Raw genomic sequence first — 14,909 nt, forward strand, 5'->3', positions numbered from 1 at the left:
AGTCGGCTTCCAGCGCTCCATGAGCCACCTCCGAGAGGTGGCGACCTGATCACGCGGCGACAGCCCACGTCGATCGCGCTCGTAAGTATTCGACTTTCCTCGGGCGGAAACCTGATCGGCGCTCTAGAAGGGCCTGATGCTGCCCCGACTCGGCCCCGAAACAGTACGCGCCTACCTCGCACGACTTGGCGACCCGGACGTCTCACTGGATGCCACTGGGCTGTCGTGCCTGCTGCGGGCCTACCTCCAGGCGTTGCCTTTCCACAACCTCACGGTGCTGGCCGGGGAGCCCTCTGCGCCTGGGATTCTTTCGGTCGAGGCGGCGGTGGAGGGCAACCTCGCCGGTCTTGGCGGAACCTGCCTTGTGCTGACGGCTCCTTTCGTCGCGCTTCTTCGCGCCCTGGGCTTCGAGGCGTGGCTCGCGGAGGCCACCCTTCGCGAGCCCGGCGACCACGCCGTGGGGATAGTCCGCCTGCCAGAAGGAAGATTCATCGTCGATGTCGGAAGCGGGCATCCCTGCCTGCATCCGCTCCCGCTCGACGAATCGGAATTGGAATTCAAGACGCACGGAACAGCCTTCCGCTTCGAGCGGAACGGCCACGAAGGACACCGGCTGCGACGCGCCCTGCCCCAGCTTCCATGGGAGACCGTCTATCGCCTCACGCCGGAGCCTCGCTCGCATGACTCGTTCTTCCAACCCGAAGCCAGTCCCTCCCTCCAAGCAGTCCGCATGAGCGATTGGGCCTGGGCTTCGGTCCGGGATGGCCGCTACCAACGTCTCGCGGGCGGTCTCGCGAACACGCGCCCGGTACCTGGCTGGGAGGCCATGGCCGAACTGCTGCACCTCACCTTCGGGTTGCCCGAGACATTGATCCAACGAGCGCTCCACACCTTGCGCCAGCGGGTCCCCGCCCTCCTGGAGGGCGTCCGCCCCCCTCGGCGCTCCCTGCGCGTCATCGTGTCACTGGCGGTCACCGACCGGGCTGAAAGCGCCGGGGAGTTGCTCCAATCCCTTATCGAAAACCTTGGTGTTCGTGCGCAGGACTCGGTCGGAGTGCTCATCCTCGACAACGGAAAGGGGCATGCACAGGAGCGCGAAACGGCGCTTGAAGGGGTTCTTGAACACTCCCGTGAGCAGGGACTTCAAATCACCCGACAGACAGCGCGGGACGAACTCGAGCGCCTCGCCCCATCCCAGCGGTGCGGTCTGCTCCCCGGGAACCTCGATGTTCCGCTCCCCATTGGGGCCTCCCGCGCCCTCCAGACAGCACTCCTCCACGAACACCTGCGCACAGGTTTTCTCGGACTGCCGCACCCAGGGGATGGCGGAGGGCCGGTGGCCGTCTGGATGCTGGACGACGACCTGTCCTTCCGGAGGCTTCGTGACACCTCCGAAGGGTTCGTGGAGGAACCCATCAAGGACCTGTTCGACCGAATCGAAGCACTCTGGGCGGAACATCCCGAAGTGTCCGTCGCGCTCGGCACCTGCACGGGGGCTCCGCCCATTCCAGGCTATGCCACCCTCGGCGTCCAGGTGCGCGACCTGGCCGGAAACATCCAAGCGCTGGCGGAACGAGAGCCCGGCTCCAACTGGTCTCCCCCACCGGGTCCTCGTCACCTGCCCGACTACTACTATGACCATGCCCGAGGCTCGGTGGATCACCTCCGGACGGTTTTCCCCTGGACGCCGCCGGGACGAGCCCCCTGGCAGGTGCGTGATGCCTTTCGAACGCTCTGCGCGGCATTCACCCGGGTGCCTCACGGTCAGCAGGTCACCCGCCCCCTGCTCTACCAGCCGGTGGACACCTTGACGCCGAGCCGTCACCGGGGGGGCAACGCACTTTTCCTCGACCTGGACGCACTGGTGGCGGTGCCCTACCCCTTACTCCGTGGCGAGGAGGGGGTAATGACCCGACGTGCCGACACGCTCTGGGCCCACCTCCTCGCGCGAGAACCCCTGCTCCGCCTCGTGCAGGCGGAACTGGATCTGCTCCACGGACGCCGCGACGGGGATGGCAACTCGCCGCTCGCCACAGACAAGCCGGACGTTGTCGCGCTTCGCGCGTTCGTGGAAGGCCAGGAACGAGGGGTGGTGCTCGCAAGACTTCTGGAGCACACGTCCCCCGTGACGTCATCCACCGCCGAGCGCGAAGTGCTTTCGCGGCGCGTCCTGCTCGCCCGCGGACGAGAGGCCGTGCGGCAGGAGGCGGAGCAGGCCCGAAGCGCGCTGAGCCATCCCAAGGCCTGGTGGTGGCGCGACGAAGAACATGCCGCGACAGCCAGAGCCTGTCTGGTCGCGCTGGAGCAGGTGGAAGTGCTGGCGTGCGCCGTGGATGCTCTCGTGGACCCGTCGCTGCCCGAGCGACTGGCGGACTTCGCGCGACAGGTGGTCGCGATCCTACCGACCTGGAGGGCAACATGGGGCTGAAGTTCCTCGTCACTGGCGGATACTTCGACTCCTCTGGCGAAGGGGTTGTCTGGCATGTCGACCTGGAGCGCGAGCAAGCGGAGTCCTTCATCCGCTGGCTCCCTCCTGAGCACCTCAATGTGCCACGCAAGGGCTTCGCGGGCGGTTGCAGGGCAAGCGACGGTCACCTCTACGTCGCCGCGCACTGTGCCGTCGTCCGCATCGATCCGTCACGCGCTGAAGTCTCGGGGGTACTGCATCAGCCGAGCTTCAATGACATCCATCATGTCGCCGAATCGTCAGGACGCCTGTACATCGCCAATACCGGTCTGGATGCAGTGGACCTCCTCGACCTGGAGGGCCGATTCATCGGCTCGCATGCACTTCTGCCTGCCTGGGCAAACCACCGAAGGATGTCCGGTCAGGATCCGGCCCGGTGGGATGAGGTGCTGAACCCTGGATGGAGTGGTGAGATACCGGCGCCATGGCCCCCGCGACAAACAGGGGATGGGTACCATGATCTCGGGCCCCGACGCGGGGACATGCCTTTTGCCCGACTCAAGGTTCCAGACCACCTTCATCCGAACCATGTCTCCCCCACCTCGAAACAAACCCTGGTGACCTGCCTTGACGATGGCACGGTGCGCGATCTCCGCACCTTCGAGACCGTGCTGACCTTGACCGGAATGAATCCACACGACGGCTTTCTCGCGGCCGACACATTCTGGCTGACGACCATCGATGGGCGGGTACATGCCGCCCCCATGCGGGATGGCCGGGTCGCGGGAGAAACAAAGGTGCGATGCCGCGTCTTCGAAACGGGCCATGCGGGCTGGTGCCGCGGATTGTGGACGGATGGCCACCTGCTCGTCGTGGGACTCACTGAACTCCGACGAAATCGAATGCCTCGCTATCGCTGGGCGGACCGGGAGCCGGAAGGCACGGAGACCTCCGTGCTGTTGTTCGAGCTCTCCGAGGGGCGTCTGCTCGCACGGGTGGAACTCACCGACCGCGAACGGCACTCCAAGATCTATAGCATCCTGCCATGGGAAACCTGAGATGAGCGCGCATCGGAAACAGGATACCGAGACTGCGGGGGCCTCACGCGATGCCAAGGGGTGGGTGAACGGCACCAAGGCATTGCCAGGATTGGCCCACACACGGAGGCCTGACGTCATGCCGGGGCAGGACCAGTGACTGACGTGCTCATGCTGCATCGAGTGATACCGAACCAGTCGACGGCTTTCGATCTGCCGTCCTGTTACCGGCTGCGTGGAACGGCACTCACGCCGGAGGAGTTTGACCGGGTGCTGGAGGCAGGTTCATTCCTAACGCTCGATGAGGTGGTGGACGCACTTGGTCGCGGGGCGCCACCTCCTCCGGGACAGGTGCTCACCTTCGATGACGGCTACCGCGAATGGGCGGAGTTCGTCGCACCCCGGCTCAAGGAGCGGGGACTTCCCGCGACCTTCTTTCTCTGTCCGGCGTTCCTGTCTGAGGCGAAGGAAGCCCATCCAGTGGATGTCTTCTATTGGCTGCTCGACCATGCGGAGTGCCCACGCTTCGATTTCCAGTTGCCCGATGGCACCCGGGCGCAGGGCTCACTAGAGACCCGCGAGGACAAGGGTGCATTGGTGATGGGCGCCCTGAAGCGCTTCGTGGTGCGGGGCGAGCGCGCCCAGGTTCGCGAGGTTCTCAGGCGGCTGGCCCAGGCACTGCGCATCGACGTCCCTGACGGATTGGCAGAAGCGCTCTATCCGTCGGAGCGCGACCTGGCGGGCCTGGCGTCGGCCGGACATCGGCTGGGCGGGCATGGGGTGAGCCATCAGCACTTGCCAGCCTTGAGTGAGACCGAGGCCTCCGTGGAGATCTCCAGCTCTCTGGATTGGATCGCGAGGCTGTCGGGGGGTCCCCCCGCGCCGTTCGCATATCCAGATGGTGCCTTTGATCCGGCCACCGAGCGTCACGTCGCGCAGGCAGGAGCCACATGCGCCCTGACCTGCGTTCCGGGAGCCGTCACGCGCGAGTCCGCTCTCTTCCGACTGCCTCGGGAGTTCGTAACTCCCTGGCATCCTCGGGTTGCGTCCCCATCTCCTCCGAGTGGGGGTGCCGCTTGAGCCCCGCGGCATGGAGTCACGTGAGCAATGCTCGCGGAGCCTGGGCCCGCCCAGAGGGGGCCCAGGTGAGGCGAACATGAGTAAGAGCATCCTCGTGACTGGTGGCGCCGGGTTCATCGGCTCGCATGTGGTGGAGGCCCTGCTCGGGGAAGGACGCGAGGTCGTCGTCCTCGATGACCTGTCGGCGGGGCGGATGGACAACCTCCCAGCGCGCGAGCCTCGCCTGGAGGTCCTCGTCGGTTCGATCCTCGATCCGGAGTTGTGCGCCCGGGGGATGCGTCACTGCGAGGCCGTGGTGCACCTGGCGGCCCTCAACTCCGTGCAGCGCTCGCTGCACGACCCCAGGTCGGTGGTCGACGTCAACGTGATGGGCTCGCTCAACGTGCTGGAGGCTGCACGGGCCGCCGGCGTGTCACGGGTCGTCTACGCGAGCAGCAGCTCCGTCTACGGGGCGTCCCTGACGCTTCCGAAGCGGGAGGACCAACCGATGGCCGCCGGCAGCCCCTACGCGGCAACCAAGGCGGCCCTGGAGCAACTCGCGCAGGCCTGGACGCGCGGGTTCGGACTGCCGACCGTCGGCCTGCGCTTCTTCAATGTCTTTGGCCCCAGACAGAGGCCCCACTCTCCCTATGCGGCGGTCGTTCCCCTCTTCATCGAAGCCTGCCTGCGCGGAGGCGAATGCATCATCCATGGCGATGGGGAGCAGACGCGCGACTTCAGCTACGTTGAGAACGTGGTCACCGCGAACCTGCGGGCATTGGTCGCGGGGGAGACCTGCTTCGGGAACGTGTACAACATCGCCGCAGGGGGACGGATCTCCATTCGGATGCTCCACGAGGAGATCGCCACCCTCCTCCGGCGCGAGCAGCCTCCGCGTTACGAACCCTGGCGTCGTGGCGACACGCGGCACAGTCAGGCGGATGGCACGGCGGCGGCGCGGGACATGGGGTGGACCCCGAACGTATCCTTCGAACAGGGGATTCGGAGAACGGTGGCCTGGTATGCCGAGCGCGAAGAGTCCTGGTGGCACAACGAATGAGCGCGGACCTGGCTATCTAAGCGCCCCCGTCAGCAGCGTGACTGGCAATCCCAACGCCTTCCACCGGACATGTTCTTCATACCAGCGAAGGGCCTCTTCCAGCCCCATGGGGCGGCTGCCGGGCTCGTGGTGGGGAAGGCGGCCCAGGAACTGGCGTTCCCAGACGTCTTTCGGGGGCAGTAGCAGCAAGACCTCCTCCCCTTCGGAAAGCGGGAACAGCGCTTTCTCCTCCACCATCGCCATGATGACAACCAGGGGAGGCAGTCCGTCATTGGCGGGATCCAGCTCCACCCGTCGGATGGCCTGGATCAGCAGGGCCTTGGCCTGCATCATTCCCTGGCGCGGCTTCGCGGGGTCGACCAACGGGTGAAGCATCTGTGCGAGTTCCAGGACACGTGGCGCGGGCGAAAGGGCCTGGAAGTCCAGAGCCCAGGTCGTCTTCCCCGCGGCGGGAGGTCCCACCAGCCAGGACAGTTGTTTCATGGATCCACCCCGAACAACCGCCGCGCACGCTCCCTGAAGGCAGACACCCGTTCAGGCCCCATGAGCGCGGAGTGCTTGGCGAGAAAGGCCCTCATCCCAGCCACGTTGGTGGGCGAACCTGCGGTGGACAAGCGAAGCTCCGGATGGACGTGGAAATACACCCGAGGTTGCGTGTTGCGTCCGTACCGGAGCCCCGGAAGGCGGGCCAGCCGGACGCCGAGATCCATGTCGTGGAAGGAAGGCAGCGACGGATCAAAGCCTCCCGACTCAAGAAACGCAGCGCGGGTGATGAACAGGTTCGACCCCCGGAGACCGGGATTGCGGACCAGGAAGTCGTCCGGATGAAGATTTGCCGGTGGAACCTTCTCCGGCACCACCTCCCGCGCCCCCTCTTGCTGTCGGACCTTGAGGAAGGCGGTAAGCACGAGCTCCAGCCGGCTGGTGAGCGCCAGGTGTTCCGCCTCGAATAGGTAGGCCGGGTCCCAGGTGTCGTCATCGTCAAGGAAGGCGAGGAACCGTCCCCGTGCCAGCGAAGCGCCCAGGTTGCGGGCACGCGCCGCCCCGTGAGGCGCCTCGTGACGAACCCAACGCACCCCAGGGCCGGAAGCGAAAGGCTGGGGTACGTCTCCATCGTCAATGACAATCACCTCGTCGGGACGACGGGTCTGGTCCGCGACGCAGGTCAAGGCTCGCCGCAGGAGACCCGGACGATGGCGTGTCGGGATGATGACCGTGAGCGTGCAAGCACTCACCGCGGACCTCTTTGTCGGGCGGGCCGAGCGGCCAGGACCTTCCGAATCTCCTCGGCGGCGGTTGCTCCGCCCGGAGGACCGAGTTTCCGCATGAAGGCCTCCTGGGCCGAGACCTGGCGCACAAGCTCCGCGGGGCCTCGGTTGAGTTGCGCCACCACCCGTTCGCGCACCGCGGCCCGGCCATGGACGTCGGCATCGAAACGGGCCACCAACTCAAGCAACCGGGCCGTTCCCTCTGCCTCTGGAGCCCGTGGATCAACGGGATGATCCGGGTACAGCTCCGTGAGGTTCAGGCCCCGAGGCGCCAGGTCGTGCTCCTGATAGACGGCGAGCTGACACACCTGCGTGAGATTCTGGGGAGGGAGAAAGCTGGTGGGAATGCCCAGCGCGAAGCCCTCGAAGGGCGCATTCAATCCCGGCGAGGTCAGCAACTGGCTGGAAGAGGCCAGCACATCCAGATACCGCTCCTGGGGCAGGGTCTCCACCCGCAGGTCACCATCGGCGCCTTCTTCCCGGATGCGCGCGACGGCCTTCGCTCCAGTCGCGATGGTCACCGCCTCGAAGCCCAGATCCGTGGAGGAAAGGACCTCCCGCAGCAGGCGCGTCATCGAGGACGGGTAGCAGGTGTTCCGCCCCGGAACGATGTCCGGAGAGTGAGCGCCACCGTAGTTCACCAGGAGATGGGGTGGGGCACGCCGGTACTGTCGGAGAGGTGGTGGAGCGATGAGAGGGCCCACGACCTTCGGTGGGACCATGTCCCGGCCATACCGTTCGAGGATCTCATCCACCCCCGGGAAGTTCTCGATGACGTAGCCACTGGCATGGCGCATGGCGGGGGTCATCTGTCGCTTCATCCAAAACAGGATGTCGACGAAGACCAGGGGGAGCTTCAGTTCCTGCACGAGGCCAATGTTCGTGTTGTTTGACACGGCGAGGTACAGGTCGGCAGTGGCCAGGACGGAAGCGTGTTGGCGCACCGAGGCCGGATCCTTCACATCGCAAGGAAGAATCCGGTCGAACGTCGCAGGATCGCATTGCTCCCGCACCGGCCCTGTGGCCAGCACCGTGAACGAGGCTTCCGGCAGGTGCGCCGCCAACGTCCGGAGCGCGGAGATGGCTCCGTAACAGAACGGGTTGGGATCACAGATGATCTGGAGCGGTCGGCGCATGGGACACGCTCACTCTAGCGGCGTCGCTCCTCCCACCGCGCTGCCTCCTGACAGCATTGACCTTCAATGGGCGAAGGCCGCCCCCTGAAACGAAAAAAGCCCCCGAATCTTTCGATTCGGAGGCTTCTCTTCGGAGTGCCCAGGGCGGGACTCGAACCCGCACGCCTCACGGCGCCACCACCTCAAGATGGTGTGTCTACCAATTCCACCACCTGGGCCTGCTCGCGGGGCTCATGTACCGAACCCCGCTGACTCGCGCAACGACAAAATCACCGACGCGCGAGCCTGAAACGGACTGACGACTACGGCGCGGGCGTCATCGGCGCGGGAGCCGGCTGGCCCTCGGCCGGCGGGGTCGCCGTGCGCTCCTGCTCGACACTGCCCGGAACCGCGGGCGCTGGCGTCGTCGCCGGTGCTTCACCCGTCGTGGGTGCCGCACCCGGCGTCGCCGGTGCCGAGGCCGCCGGAGGAGCCGCGACCGAGCCCCCCGCTGCCACGGAACCGCGCAGGCCCACGAACGACAGGCCCAGCGACGTCAGGAAGAACAAGCCGGCGCAGATGCCCGTCAGCTTGCTCAGGAAGGTCACCGCTCCGCGCCCACCAAAGGCGCTCGTCGCGGCGCCGCCACCCAGGGCGGAACCCATGCCGGCGTCCTTCCCCGGCTGTAGCAAGATGACGAAGATCATGAACACGCAGAGCAGAACGTGCACGATCGTAAAGAAAGTCAGCATGGCGCTTCCAGACGCTCCGTGGAAAGAGGGCGCACCCTACACAATGTGGTCAACGGGTGACAACTTCCAAAAGGGAATCTTCCTTTAGCCCGCCGCCTTCACGATGGCCACGAAGTCGGCCGCCTTGAGGCTCGCTCCCCCCACCAGCGCCCCGTCCACGTCCGGCTGGCCCAGAAGCTCCGCCGCGTTGTCCGGCTTCACGCTGCCGCCGTACTGGATGCGCACCTGGCGGGCCGTCCCCTCGTCGTACAGCCGGCCCAGCAGGCCCCGGATCGCCGCGTGGACCTCCTGCGCCTGCGCCGTCGTCGCCGTCCGGCCCGTTCCAATGGCCCACACCGGCTCGTACGCCATCACGAACGTCGCCACGTCCGCCGCCGTGAAGCCCTCCAGCGCCCCGCGCACCTGACGCTCCACCACCTGGAGCGTCTGGTTCGCCTCGCGCTCGGCCAGCGTCTCACCCACGCAGACGATGGGCGTCATGCCCGCGGCCTTCACGGCCTTCGCCCGCTTGTTCACCGTGGCGTCCGTCTCCCCGAAGAACTGCCGGCGCTCCGAGTGCCCCACGATGACGTAGGCACACCCCAGCTCCACCAGCATCCCCGCGGAGATTTCCCCGGTGAACGCGCCGGACGCCTCCCAGTGGCAGTTCTGCGCCGCCAACTGGATGGGCGCGCCCTCCAGCGCGATGTGCAGGGGCTGCAACGCCACGAACGGAGGCGCGATCACCACCTCCACCGTGTCACCCAGCGCCGCCACCGCGCCGCGAAGCTCCCGCACCAACGCGAGCGCTTCGGGCACCGTCTTGTTCATCTTCCAGTTGCCAGCGACGATCTTCCGACGAGCCTGGGCCGTCATGGTGTCTCCCCCGGTACCGCGCGTTTGAGGAACTGCGGGTGCGTTGCCGCCTACTTCGTCTCCAGCGCCTTGATGCCCGGCAGCTCCTTGCCCTCCAGGAACTCCAGCGACGCCCCGCCGCCCGTGGACACGTGGCTCATCTTGTCCGCGTAGCCCATCTGCTCCACCGCCGCCGCGCTGTCGCCACCGCCGATGACCGTCGTGGCCTGCGTGTTGATGGACATGGCCACCGCCACCGACTTCGTGCCTTCCGCGAACTTCGCCACTTCGAAGACGCCCATGGGCCCGTTCCACACCACGGTCTTCGCGTCGCGGATGCGCTGCGTGAACATCGCGCGCGTCTTGGGCCCGATGTCCAGGCCCATCATGTCCGCGGGGATGACCTGGTCGGGCGTCTCCTTGGCCACGCTGTCCGCCGTGGGCCCCGTGCCGACGATGTGGTCGATGGGCAGCACCAGCGGCGTCTTCAGCCGCTTCGCCGTGTCCAGCAGCTTCGCCGCCAGCGCCAGCTTGTCGCCCTCCTCCACCCGGCTCTTGCCCACTTCAATGCCCTGCGCCTTGAGGAAGGTGTACGCCATCGCGCCGCCCACGAGCAGCGCGTCCACCTTGGGCAGCAGGCTTTCAATGACCTTGATCTTGTCGCTCACCTTGGAGCCGCCCAGGATGGCCACGAAGGGCTTCGCCGGGTTCTTGAGCACCTTGTCGCCCAGGTACTCGATCTCCTTGCGCATCAGGAAGCCGGCCGCCTTCTCCTTCACGAACGGCACCATGCCCGCCGTCGACGCATGCGCGCGGTGCGCCGTGCCGAACGCGTCGTTGACGTAGACGTCCGCCAGCGCCGCCAGTTCGCGCGAGAAGGCCTCGTCGTTGGCTTCCTCTTCCTTGTGGAAGCGCAGGTTCTCCAGGAGGACGACCTGCCCTTCCTTCAGCTCCTTCACCTGCTTCTTCACACCGTCGCCCACGCTGTCATCCGTGAGGATGACCTCGTGCTTGCCGCCCAGCAGCTCCACGAGCTTCTGGGCCACCGGCTCCAGCGACAGCTTCGGGTCCGGGCCCTTGGGCCGACCGAGGTGGGACGCCAGGATGACCTTGCCGCCCATCTCCAGCGCGCGCTTGATGGTCGGCAGCGCTTCGCGGATGCGGGTGTCGTCGGTGATGCGGCGGCCGTCCATGGGGACGTTGAAGTCCACGCGGATGAAGACGCGCTTGCCGGTCAACTGCAGGTCATCGATGTAGCGGATCATCTTTTGGTGCCCCTTGCCCTGTCTCGGTCAGCCCAACGGTGCCGGAATGCGAAGCCGTGCCTGACGACTACAGGCCCTTGGACACGAGGAACTTCGCCGTGTCGACCATGCGGTTGGAGAAGCCCCACTCGTTGTCGTACCAGGCCATGACCTTGAGCAGGTTGTCGCCCATCACGAAGCAGTTGGTGGCGTCGAAGATGGCCGAGTGCGGGTTGCCGTTGTAGTCCACCGACACCGTCTGCGCGTCGCTGAACTCCAGCACGCCCTTGAGCTGCGTGGCCGCCGCCTTGCGGAACGCCTCGATGACCTCTTCCGCGGTGACCTTCTTGGTGGTGTTCACCGTCAGGTCCACCAGCGACACGTTCGGGGTGGGAACGCGCACCGACAGGCCGTGCATCTTGCCCTTGAGCACGGGGAGCACCTCACCGATGGCCTTCGCGGCGCCGGTGCTGGTGGGGATCATGGAGAGCGCGGCGGCGCGGGCGCGGCGCATGTCCTCGTGGGTGAGGTCCAGGATGCGCTGGTCGTTGGTGTAGCTGTGGATCGTCGTCATCAGGCCCTGCTCGATGCCGAAGTTGTCCACCAGCACCTTGGCGATGGGCGCCAGGCAGTTGGTCGTGCACGACGCGTTGGACACGATGTGGTGCTTCTTCGGGTCGTACTGGTCGTGGTTGATGCCGTACGCGATGGTCAGGTCCGGGCCCTTGGCCGGCGCGGAGATGATGACCTTCTTCGCGCCCGCCTTGAGGTGCTTCTCAGCGCCCTCGCGGCCGGTGAAGCGGCCCGTGCACTCCAGGACCACGTCCACGTCCATCGACTTCCAGGGCAGCGCCGTGGGGTCCTTCTCCGCGGTGACGGCGATCTCCCGCCCGTCCACCACGATGCCCTTGTCCGTCGCCTTCACCTCGCCCGGCCACGTGCGGTGCACGGAGTCGTACTTGAACAGGTGGGCCAGCGCCGACGGCTTGTCGAGGTCGTTGATGGCGACGATCTCGAGGTCTTCCTTGCGGCTGAGCGCGGCGCGAAGGATGCAGCGACCGATACGTCCAAAGCCGTTGATGGCGATCTTGGTGGCCATGATGTCCGTTCTCCTGGTCAGCAGGAGTGGGCCCTCACGGCCCACCCGTCATGAGTCTCGTAAAGAAGGCGGGCGACCGTAGGCAGGCGCCCCCGCCGAGTCAACGCTTCGCGTGGGCCTTCGCGCGCGCACGCCGGAGCTGAACAATCACCCCGACCAACACCCAGAGCCCGGAGGCCGTTCCCGCCTCCGCCGCCCCGCACCCACAGCCGGTGTCCGCCTTGCCGAAATATTCGTTTGGCAGCAACGGAACGACCCTCGGTTCGGGAGGGGGAGGATCCACCGGCGGATCCACGGGAGGGTGCGGGTTGCGCTCCTGGACCGCCACGCAGGACGTCAGCGGCCGGGGGCTCACCGCCGGCGTCACGTCCGCGTCCGGCAGGGGCGGCACCTGGGCGAGCAGTCCCGCCTTGAACAGGAACGCCCCCACCAGCCGCGCCCGCTCCCGGTTCGACGCAAGGCCCTCGAAGGGGAAGCCCAGCACCAGCACCTGCCCCGCTGGCGTCGTGCCGGACACCAGCCCCGCGCCCAGCGCCGTCCCGGCGTAGCGCAGCACGTCCGCGCCTCCGCCCGTCGGCGCCAGCACGTCGGTGACGCCCACCGGATAGGCCCCGAGCGTCCCGTCGTCCAGCGGCGTGGCGGTCAGGTCCGAGAGGAAGCCGCCCGCCGAGCCCTCCAGCCGAAGCACCGGCGTCCCCGTGACGATGGAGGCTCGCAGGATGTCCGCGAGGAAGAGCTGATCCTCCGCGCTGCCCGCCGCGAGCGTGGACACGGTGCGACCGCCCGACAACATCAGGTGTCCGCCTCCGGTGACGAACGCGCGCAGGGCGTCCTGTTCGGTGCGCGTCAGCCCGGTGCCCCCCAGGCCACCGCGCCCGGTGGACCAGTCCACCAGTTGATAGCCCGAAGGGGACACGAGTCCCGCCGCCACCCCGTTGCCCGCCGCGCTGTCGAAGGCCAGCGCCGCCTGGGCGAACGCCGCGCCGTGCTGGCGCAGGTAGCTGCCGTCGTTCATCGCCTCCAGGAAGACGCGCAGCGGGGCGGACAGGTCGTACGGCGTCAGCGTCTCGCCGCAGGCCACCGTCGCATCCAGCCGCTCGTACGCGTTGACGAGCAGCGCGCGCGGTTCTTTCTCGACGCCCATGCCCACGCGCACCGCCACCGTGGCGGACGGGAACGATTCACCGCCCGCGTTCACCGCGGCGACGCGGAAGTAGCGCACCGTGCCCGCGGCCAGCGTGACGGTGGCCTCGGTGTTCGTCACCGCCGTGCCCTCGTCCCATGCCCGGCCATCCGCGCTCTGGTAGAGGCGGTAGCCCGTCGGCGCGTCCATTCCCTGCTCCGAGGCGACCAGCGGCGGCGCGGTCCACTTCACCTCCACCGCGCCCGGCGTCGCATTGCGGGCCACCACCGCGCCCGGGGCCTCCGGCGGCAGGTGCACCGCCACGCCGTCACGGGCCGCGAAGTACTTGATGAGCCCCTGCACGATGGCGCGCGCGGCCACGTGGCGGATGCGGGCCTCCTTGAGCTTCGCCGCGTCCGCCGTGTTGTCGTGGTACGCCATCTCCAGGAGCACGCTGGGCATCTCCGGGTTGTGCGTGGGGTTCACCTCGCCCAGGTTCGCCGAACGCAGGGTGCGCACCCGCCAGGCCGGATCCACCTCGCGCTTCATGTCCGTCTCAATCTGCGCGAGCAGCGCCCTGGCCATCACGTCGCTGTCCTTCACGCCCGTGAAGTTGAGGGTGCCGTCCACCGGGTTCGGCCCGTAGACGTACGCCTCCGTGCCCACCACGTTGCCAGTGGTGGATGCGTTGGTGTGCCACGCCACATAGACGGCGTCCTCGCCCTCCTCGTGCAGCCACGCGGCGAAGCGCGGCCGGGCCGTCACGTCCGCGTTGCGCTCGTTGGACAGCGCGTTCGCCCCCGTCGGTGCGTACACGGTGAAGGGCGCGCCGCTGTACTGCACGTGGTAGCGCGCGCTCTCCTCGAAGCGCGGGCGCGCGAGCGGTCCCTGCGCCGCGTCGCCCATGAGGCCCCGGCCACCGCCCAACCGCACTGCGTCCACTGACAGCGTCGCGCCCGCACCGGCCGCCGAGTCGTTCTGGAGCACCACCGCGCCCGAGTCCGGGTGCTGCCCCGCCTTGAAGAAGAAGCGGCCCAGCAACACCCACGTCCCGCCGTGGCGGCGCTGGTTCACGCGGAAGTGGCTCTCACCGCCCGCGTGCTTCACGACGTAGTGCGCATCCTGCGCGCGCGTGGGGTCCGCGCCGAAGGAGACATAGACGTTGTAGGCCGCGTCCGCCGGCACGTCCGGCGTCCACGTCGCGCTCGCGGTGACCGTGGCCGCGGTGTCCAGGGTGCGCGTGGTGCCCAGCGTGAAGGGCTCCACGCCGTTGCCCATGGGCACGGGCGGGGCTGCCCACCCCTTCTGTTCGGAGGTGTGGAAGCGCGCCGTGTCGCCGCCTTCCGCGTAGCCCGTCTGTCCATCGTCCACGATGGCGAGCAGCGGGTTCAGGTCCGTCTCACGCACCGGCACCACCGTGGCGCCCGCGCCCACCAGCAGGGGCAGCAGCTCCTGGGACACCACCTCCGCGGAGATGAAGTCCTCCACCACGCCCCAACTGTTGCCCCGCTGCGTCGCCCAGCGCTTCAGCCCGTTGTCCCGGTAGAAGCCGTGCCCCGGGCTCAGGTAGATGACCTTGCCGGACAGAGAGCCCTCGCCCAGGCGCGTCTGCGGCACACCGGCCGTCTTCACGCGCCCCTTCGCGTCGCGCACTTCCCGCCGCACCACCGGCGGTTCCTGGGGGGACAGACGACGTTGTTCGTGTGCCCGGGGCTCCGGCGCTGGCAGATAGTGAACACCCGGCGGCTCCAGGCCCAGGTCATCTCCTTCGAAGCTTGGAGGGGCGGCGGCCTGCGCTCGCGCGACGGCACCGGTGCACAGCAGGGCCAGCGCCACGGAGCGCGACCAGGACGGGAAGGACGTTCGCATCACGCGACCGACCTTACCCGTTCACTCAGGAGCGGCAATCGG

The 14,909-nt window shown here is 67.6% G+C and carries 13 protein-coding genes, 1 tRNA gene and 1 pseudogene; 5 read left to right on the plus strand and 10 right to left on the minus strand.

Features of this window, described 5'->3' with window-relative positions; genetic code table 11:
• Positions 1-136: 136 nt before the first annotated feature.
• Positions 137-634: pseudogene (locus D7V88_RS45455) on the plus strand (arylamine N-acetyltransferase); the annotation flags it as partial.
• Positions 635-961: 327 nt separating this feature from the next.
• On the opposite strand, the gene D7V88_RS44255 reads toward D7V88_RS45455, so the two are convergent.
• Positions 962-1,285, minus strand: coding sequence for a hypothetical protein (locus D7V88_RS44255; RefSeq protein WP_244237998.1), 324 nt, complete (start codon positions 1,283-1,285; stop codon positions 962-964).
• A gap of 51 nt (positions 1,286-1,336) precedes the next feature.
• Here D7V88_RS44255 and D7V88_RS44260 point away from each other — a divergent pair, with 51 nt between their 5' ends.
• The 4 genes from D7V88_RS44260 to D7V88_RS05605 all read left to right on the plus strand — a co-directional run bounded on the left by D7V88_RS44260 (position 1,337) and on the right by D7V88_RS05605 (position 5,563).
• A complete protein-coding gene (locus D7V88_RS44260) occupies positions 1,337-2,428 on the plus strand; it encodes a hypothetical protein (RefSeq protein WP_244237999.1) in 1,092 nt (363 codons plus the stop codon).
• Entirely contained in the window at positions 2,419-3,465 is a 1,047-nt protein-coding gene (locus tag D7V88_RS42535; RefSeq protein ID WP_147448628.1) for an NHL repeat-containing protein, read from the plus strand. The genes D7V88_RS44260 and D7V88_RS42535 overlap by 10 nt, the downstream gene beginning before the upstream one ends.
• A 150-nt stretch (positions 3,466-3,615) precedes the next feature.
• Positions 3,616-4,524: a polysaccharide deacetylase family protein gene (locus tag D7V88_RS05600; RefSeq protein WP_244238003.1), complete on the plus strand. Its 909-nt coding sequence runs from the start codon at positions 3,616-3,618 to the stop codon at positions 4,522-4,524.
• 76 nt (positions 4,525-4,600) lie between these two features.
• Positions 4,601-5,563: an NAD-dependent epimerase/dehydratase family protein gene (locus D7V88_RS05605; RefSeq protein ID WP_120539564.1), complete on the plus strand. Its 963-nt coding sequence runs from the start codon at positions 4,601-4,603 to the stop codon at positions 5,561-5,563.
• Positions 5,564-5,575: 12 nt separating this feature from the next.
• Here D7V88_RS05605 and D7V88_RS05610 read toward each other — a convergent pair whose 3' ends face one another.
• The 9 genes from D7V88_RS05610 to D7V88_RS05650 form a co-directional block, all read right to left on the minus strand.
• A complete protein-coding gene (locus tag D7V88_RS05610; RefSeq protein ID WP_147448630.1) occupies positions 5,576-5,896 on the minus strand; it encodes a hypothetical protein in 321 nt (106 codons plus the stop codon).
• A gap of 146 nt (positions 5,897-6,042) precedes the next feature.
• Positions 6,043-6,798: a glycosyltransferase family 2 protein gene (locus D7V88_RS05615; RefSeq protein ID WP_120539566.1), complete on the minus strand. Its 756-nt coding sequence runs from the start codon at positions 6,796-6,798 to the stop codon at positions 6,043-6,045.
• Positions 6,795-7,967, minus strand: a complete 1,173-nt coding sequence (locus tag D7V88_RS05620; RefSeq protein ID WP_120539567.1) for a hypothetical protein — start codon at positions 7,965-7,967, stop codon at positions 6,795-6,797. Before D7V88_RS05620 ends, D7V88_RS05615 begins: the two co-directional genes overlap by 4 nt.
• Before the next feature lie 136 nt (positions 7,968-8,103).
• Positions 8,104-8,185: transfer RNA gene (locus tag D7V88_RS05625), tRNA-Leu, on the minus strand.
• Between the two features lie 84 nt (positions 8,186-8,269).
• Entirely contained in the window at positions 8,270-8,698 is a 429-nt protein-coding gene (gene secG / locus D7V88_RS05630) for a preprotein translocase subunit SecG (protein ID WP_120539568.1), read from the minus strand.
• 84 nt (positions 8,699-8,782) lie between these two features.
• The gene (gene tpiA, locus D7V88_RS05635; RefSeq protein ID WP_120539569.1) at positions 8,783-9,553 is read right to left on the minus strand and encodes a triose-phosphate isomerase; all 771 of its coding nucleotides are present in this window, start codon (positions 9,551-9,553) and stop codon (positions 8,783-8,785) included.
• Between the two features lie 50 nt (positions 9,554-9,603).
• Entirely contained in the window at positions 9,604-10,797 is a 1,194-nt protein-coding gene (locus D7V88_RS05640) for a phosphoglycerate kinase (protein WP_120539570.1), read from the minus strand.
• Between the two features lie 67 nt (positions 10,798-10,864).
• Positions 10,865-11,875 carry a type I glyceraldehyde-3-phosphate dehydrogenase gene (gene gap / locus D7V88_RS05645; RefSeq protein WP_120539571.1) on the minus strand — a complete coding sequence of 337 codons (1,011 nt, stop codon included), beginning with the start codon at positions 11,873-11,875 and terminating at the stop codon, positions 10,865-10,867.
• 100 nt (positions 11,876-11,975) lie between these two features.
• Positions 11,976-14,867 carry a golvesin C-terminal-like domain-containing protein gene (locus D7V88_RS05650; protein ID WP_120539572.1) on the minus strand — a complete coding sequence of 964 codons (2,892 nt, stop codon included), beginning with the start codon at positions 14,865-14,867 and terminating at the stop codon, positions 11,976-11,978.
• Positions 14,868-14,909 lie beyond the last annotated feature (42 nt).

The sequence above is a fragment of the Corallococcus terminator genome, assembly GCF_003611635.1.
Taxonomy (GTDB): domain Bacteria; phylum Myxococcota; class Myxococcia; order Myxococcales; family Myxococcaceae; genus Corallococcus; species Corallococcus terminator.

Excerpts from the sequence above, each read along its gene's own strand:
- D7V88_RS42535 (WP_147448628.1), top strand. The coding sequence starts at position 2,419 with ATGGGGCTGAAGTTCCTCGTCACTGGCGGATACTTCGACTCCTCTGGC.
- D7V88_RS05600 (WP_244238003.1), top strand. The coding sequence starts at position 3,616 with ATGCTGCATCGAGTGATACCGAACCAGTCGACGGCTTTCGATCTGCCG.
- D7V88_RS05605 (WP_120539564.1), top strand. The coding sequence starts at position 4,601 with ATGAGTAAGAGCATCCTCGTGACTGGTGGCGCCGGGTTCATCGGCTCG.
- D7V88_RS05610 (WP_147448630.1), bottom strand. The coding sequence starts at position 5,896 with ATGATGCAGGCCAAGGCCCTGCTGATCCAGGCCATCCGACGGGTGGAG.
- D7V88_RS05620 (WP_120539567.1), bottom strand. The coding sequence starts at position 7,967 with ATGCGCCGACCGCTCCAGATCATCTGTGATCCCAACCCGTTCTGTTAC.
- secG (WP_120539568.1), bottom strand. The coding sequence starts at position 8,698 with ATGCTGACTTTCTTTACGATCGTGCACGTTCTGCTCTGCGTGTTCATG.
- tpiA (WP_120539569.1), bottom strand. The coding sequence starts at position 9,553 with ATGACGGCCCAGGCTCGTCGGAAGATCGTCGCTGGCAACTGGAAGATG.
- D7V88_RS05640 (WP_120539570.1), bottom strand. The coding sequence starts at position 10,797 with ATGATCCGCTACATCGATGACCTGCAGTTGACCGGCAAGCGCGTCTTC.
- gap (WP_120539571.1), bottom strand. The coding sequence starts at position 11,875 with ATGGCCACCAAGATCGCCATCAACGGCTTTGGACGTATCGGTCGCTGC.
- D7V88_RS05650 (WP_120539572.1), bottom strand. The coding sequence starts at position 14,867 with ATGCGAACGTCCTTCCCGTCCTGGTCGCGCTCCGTGGCGCTGGCCCTG.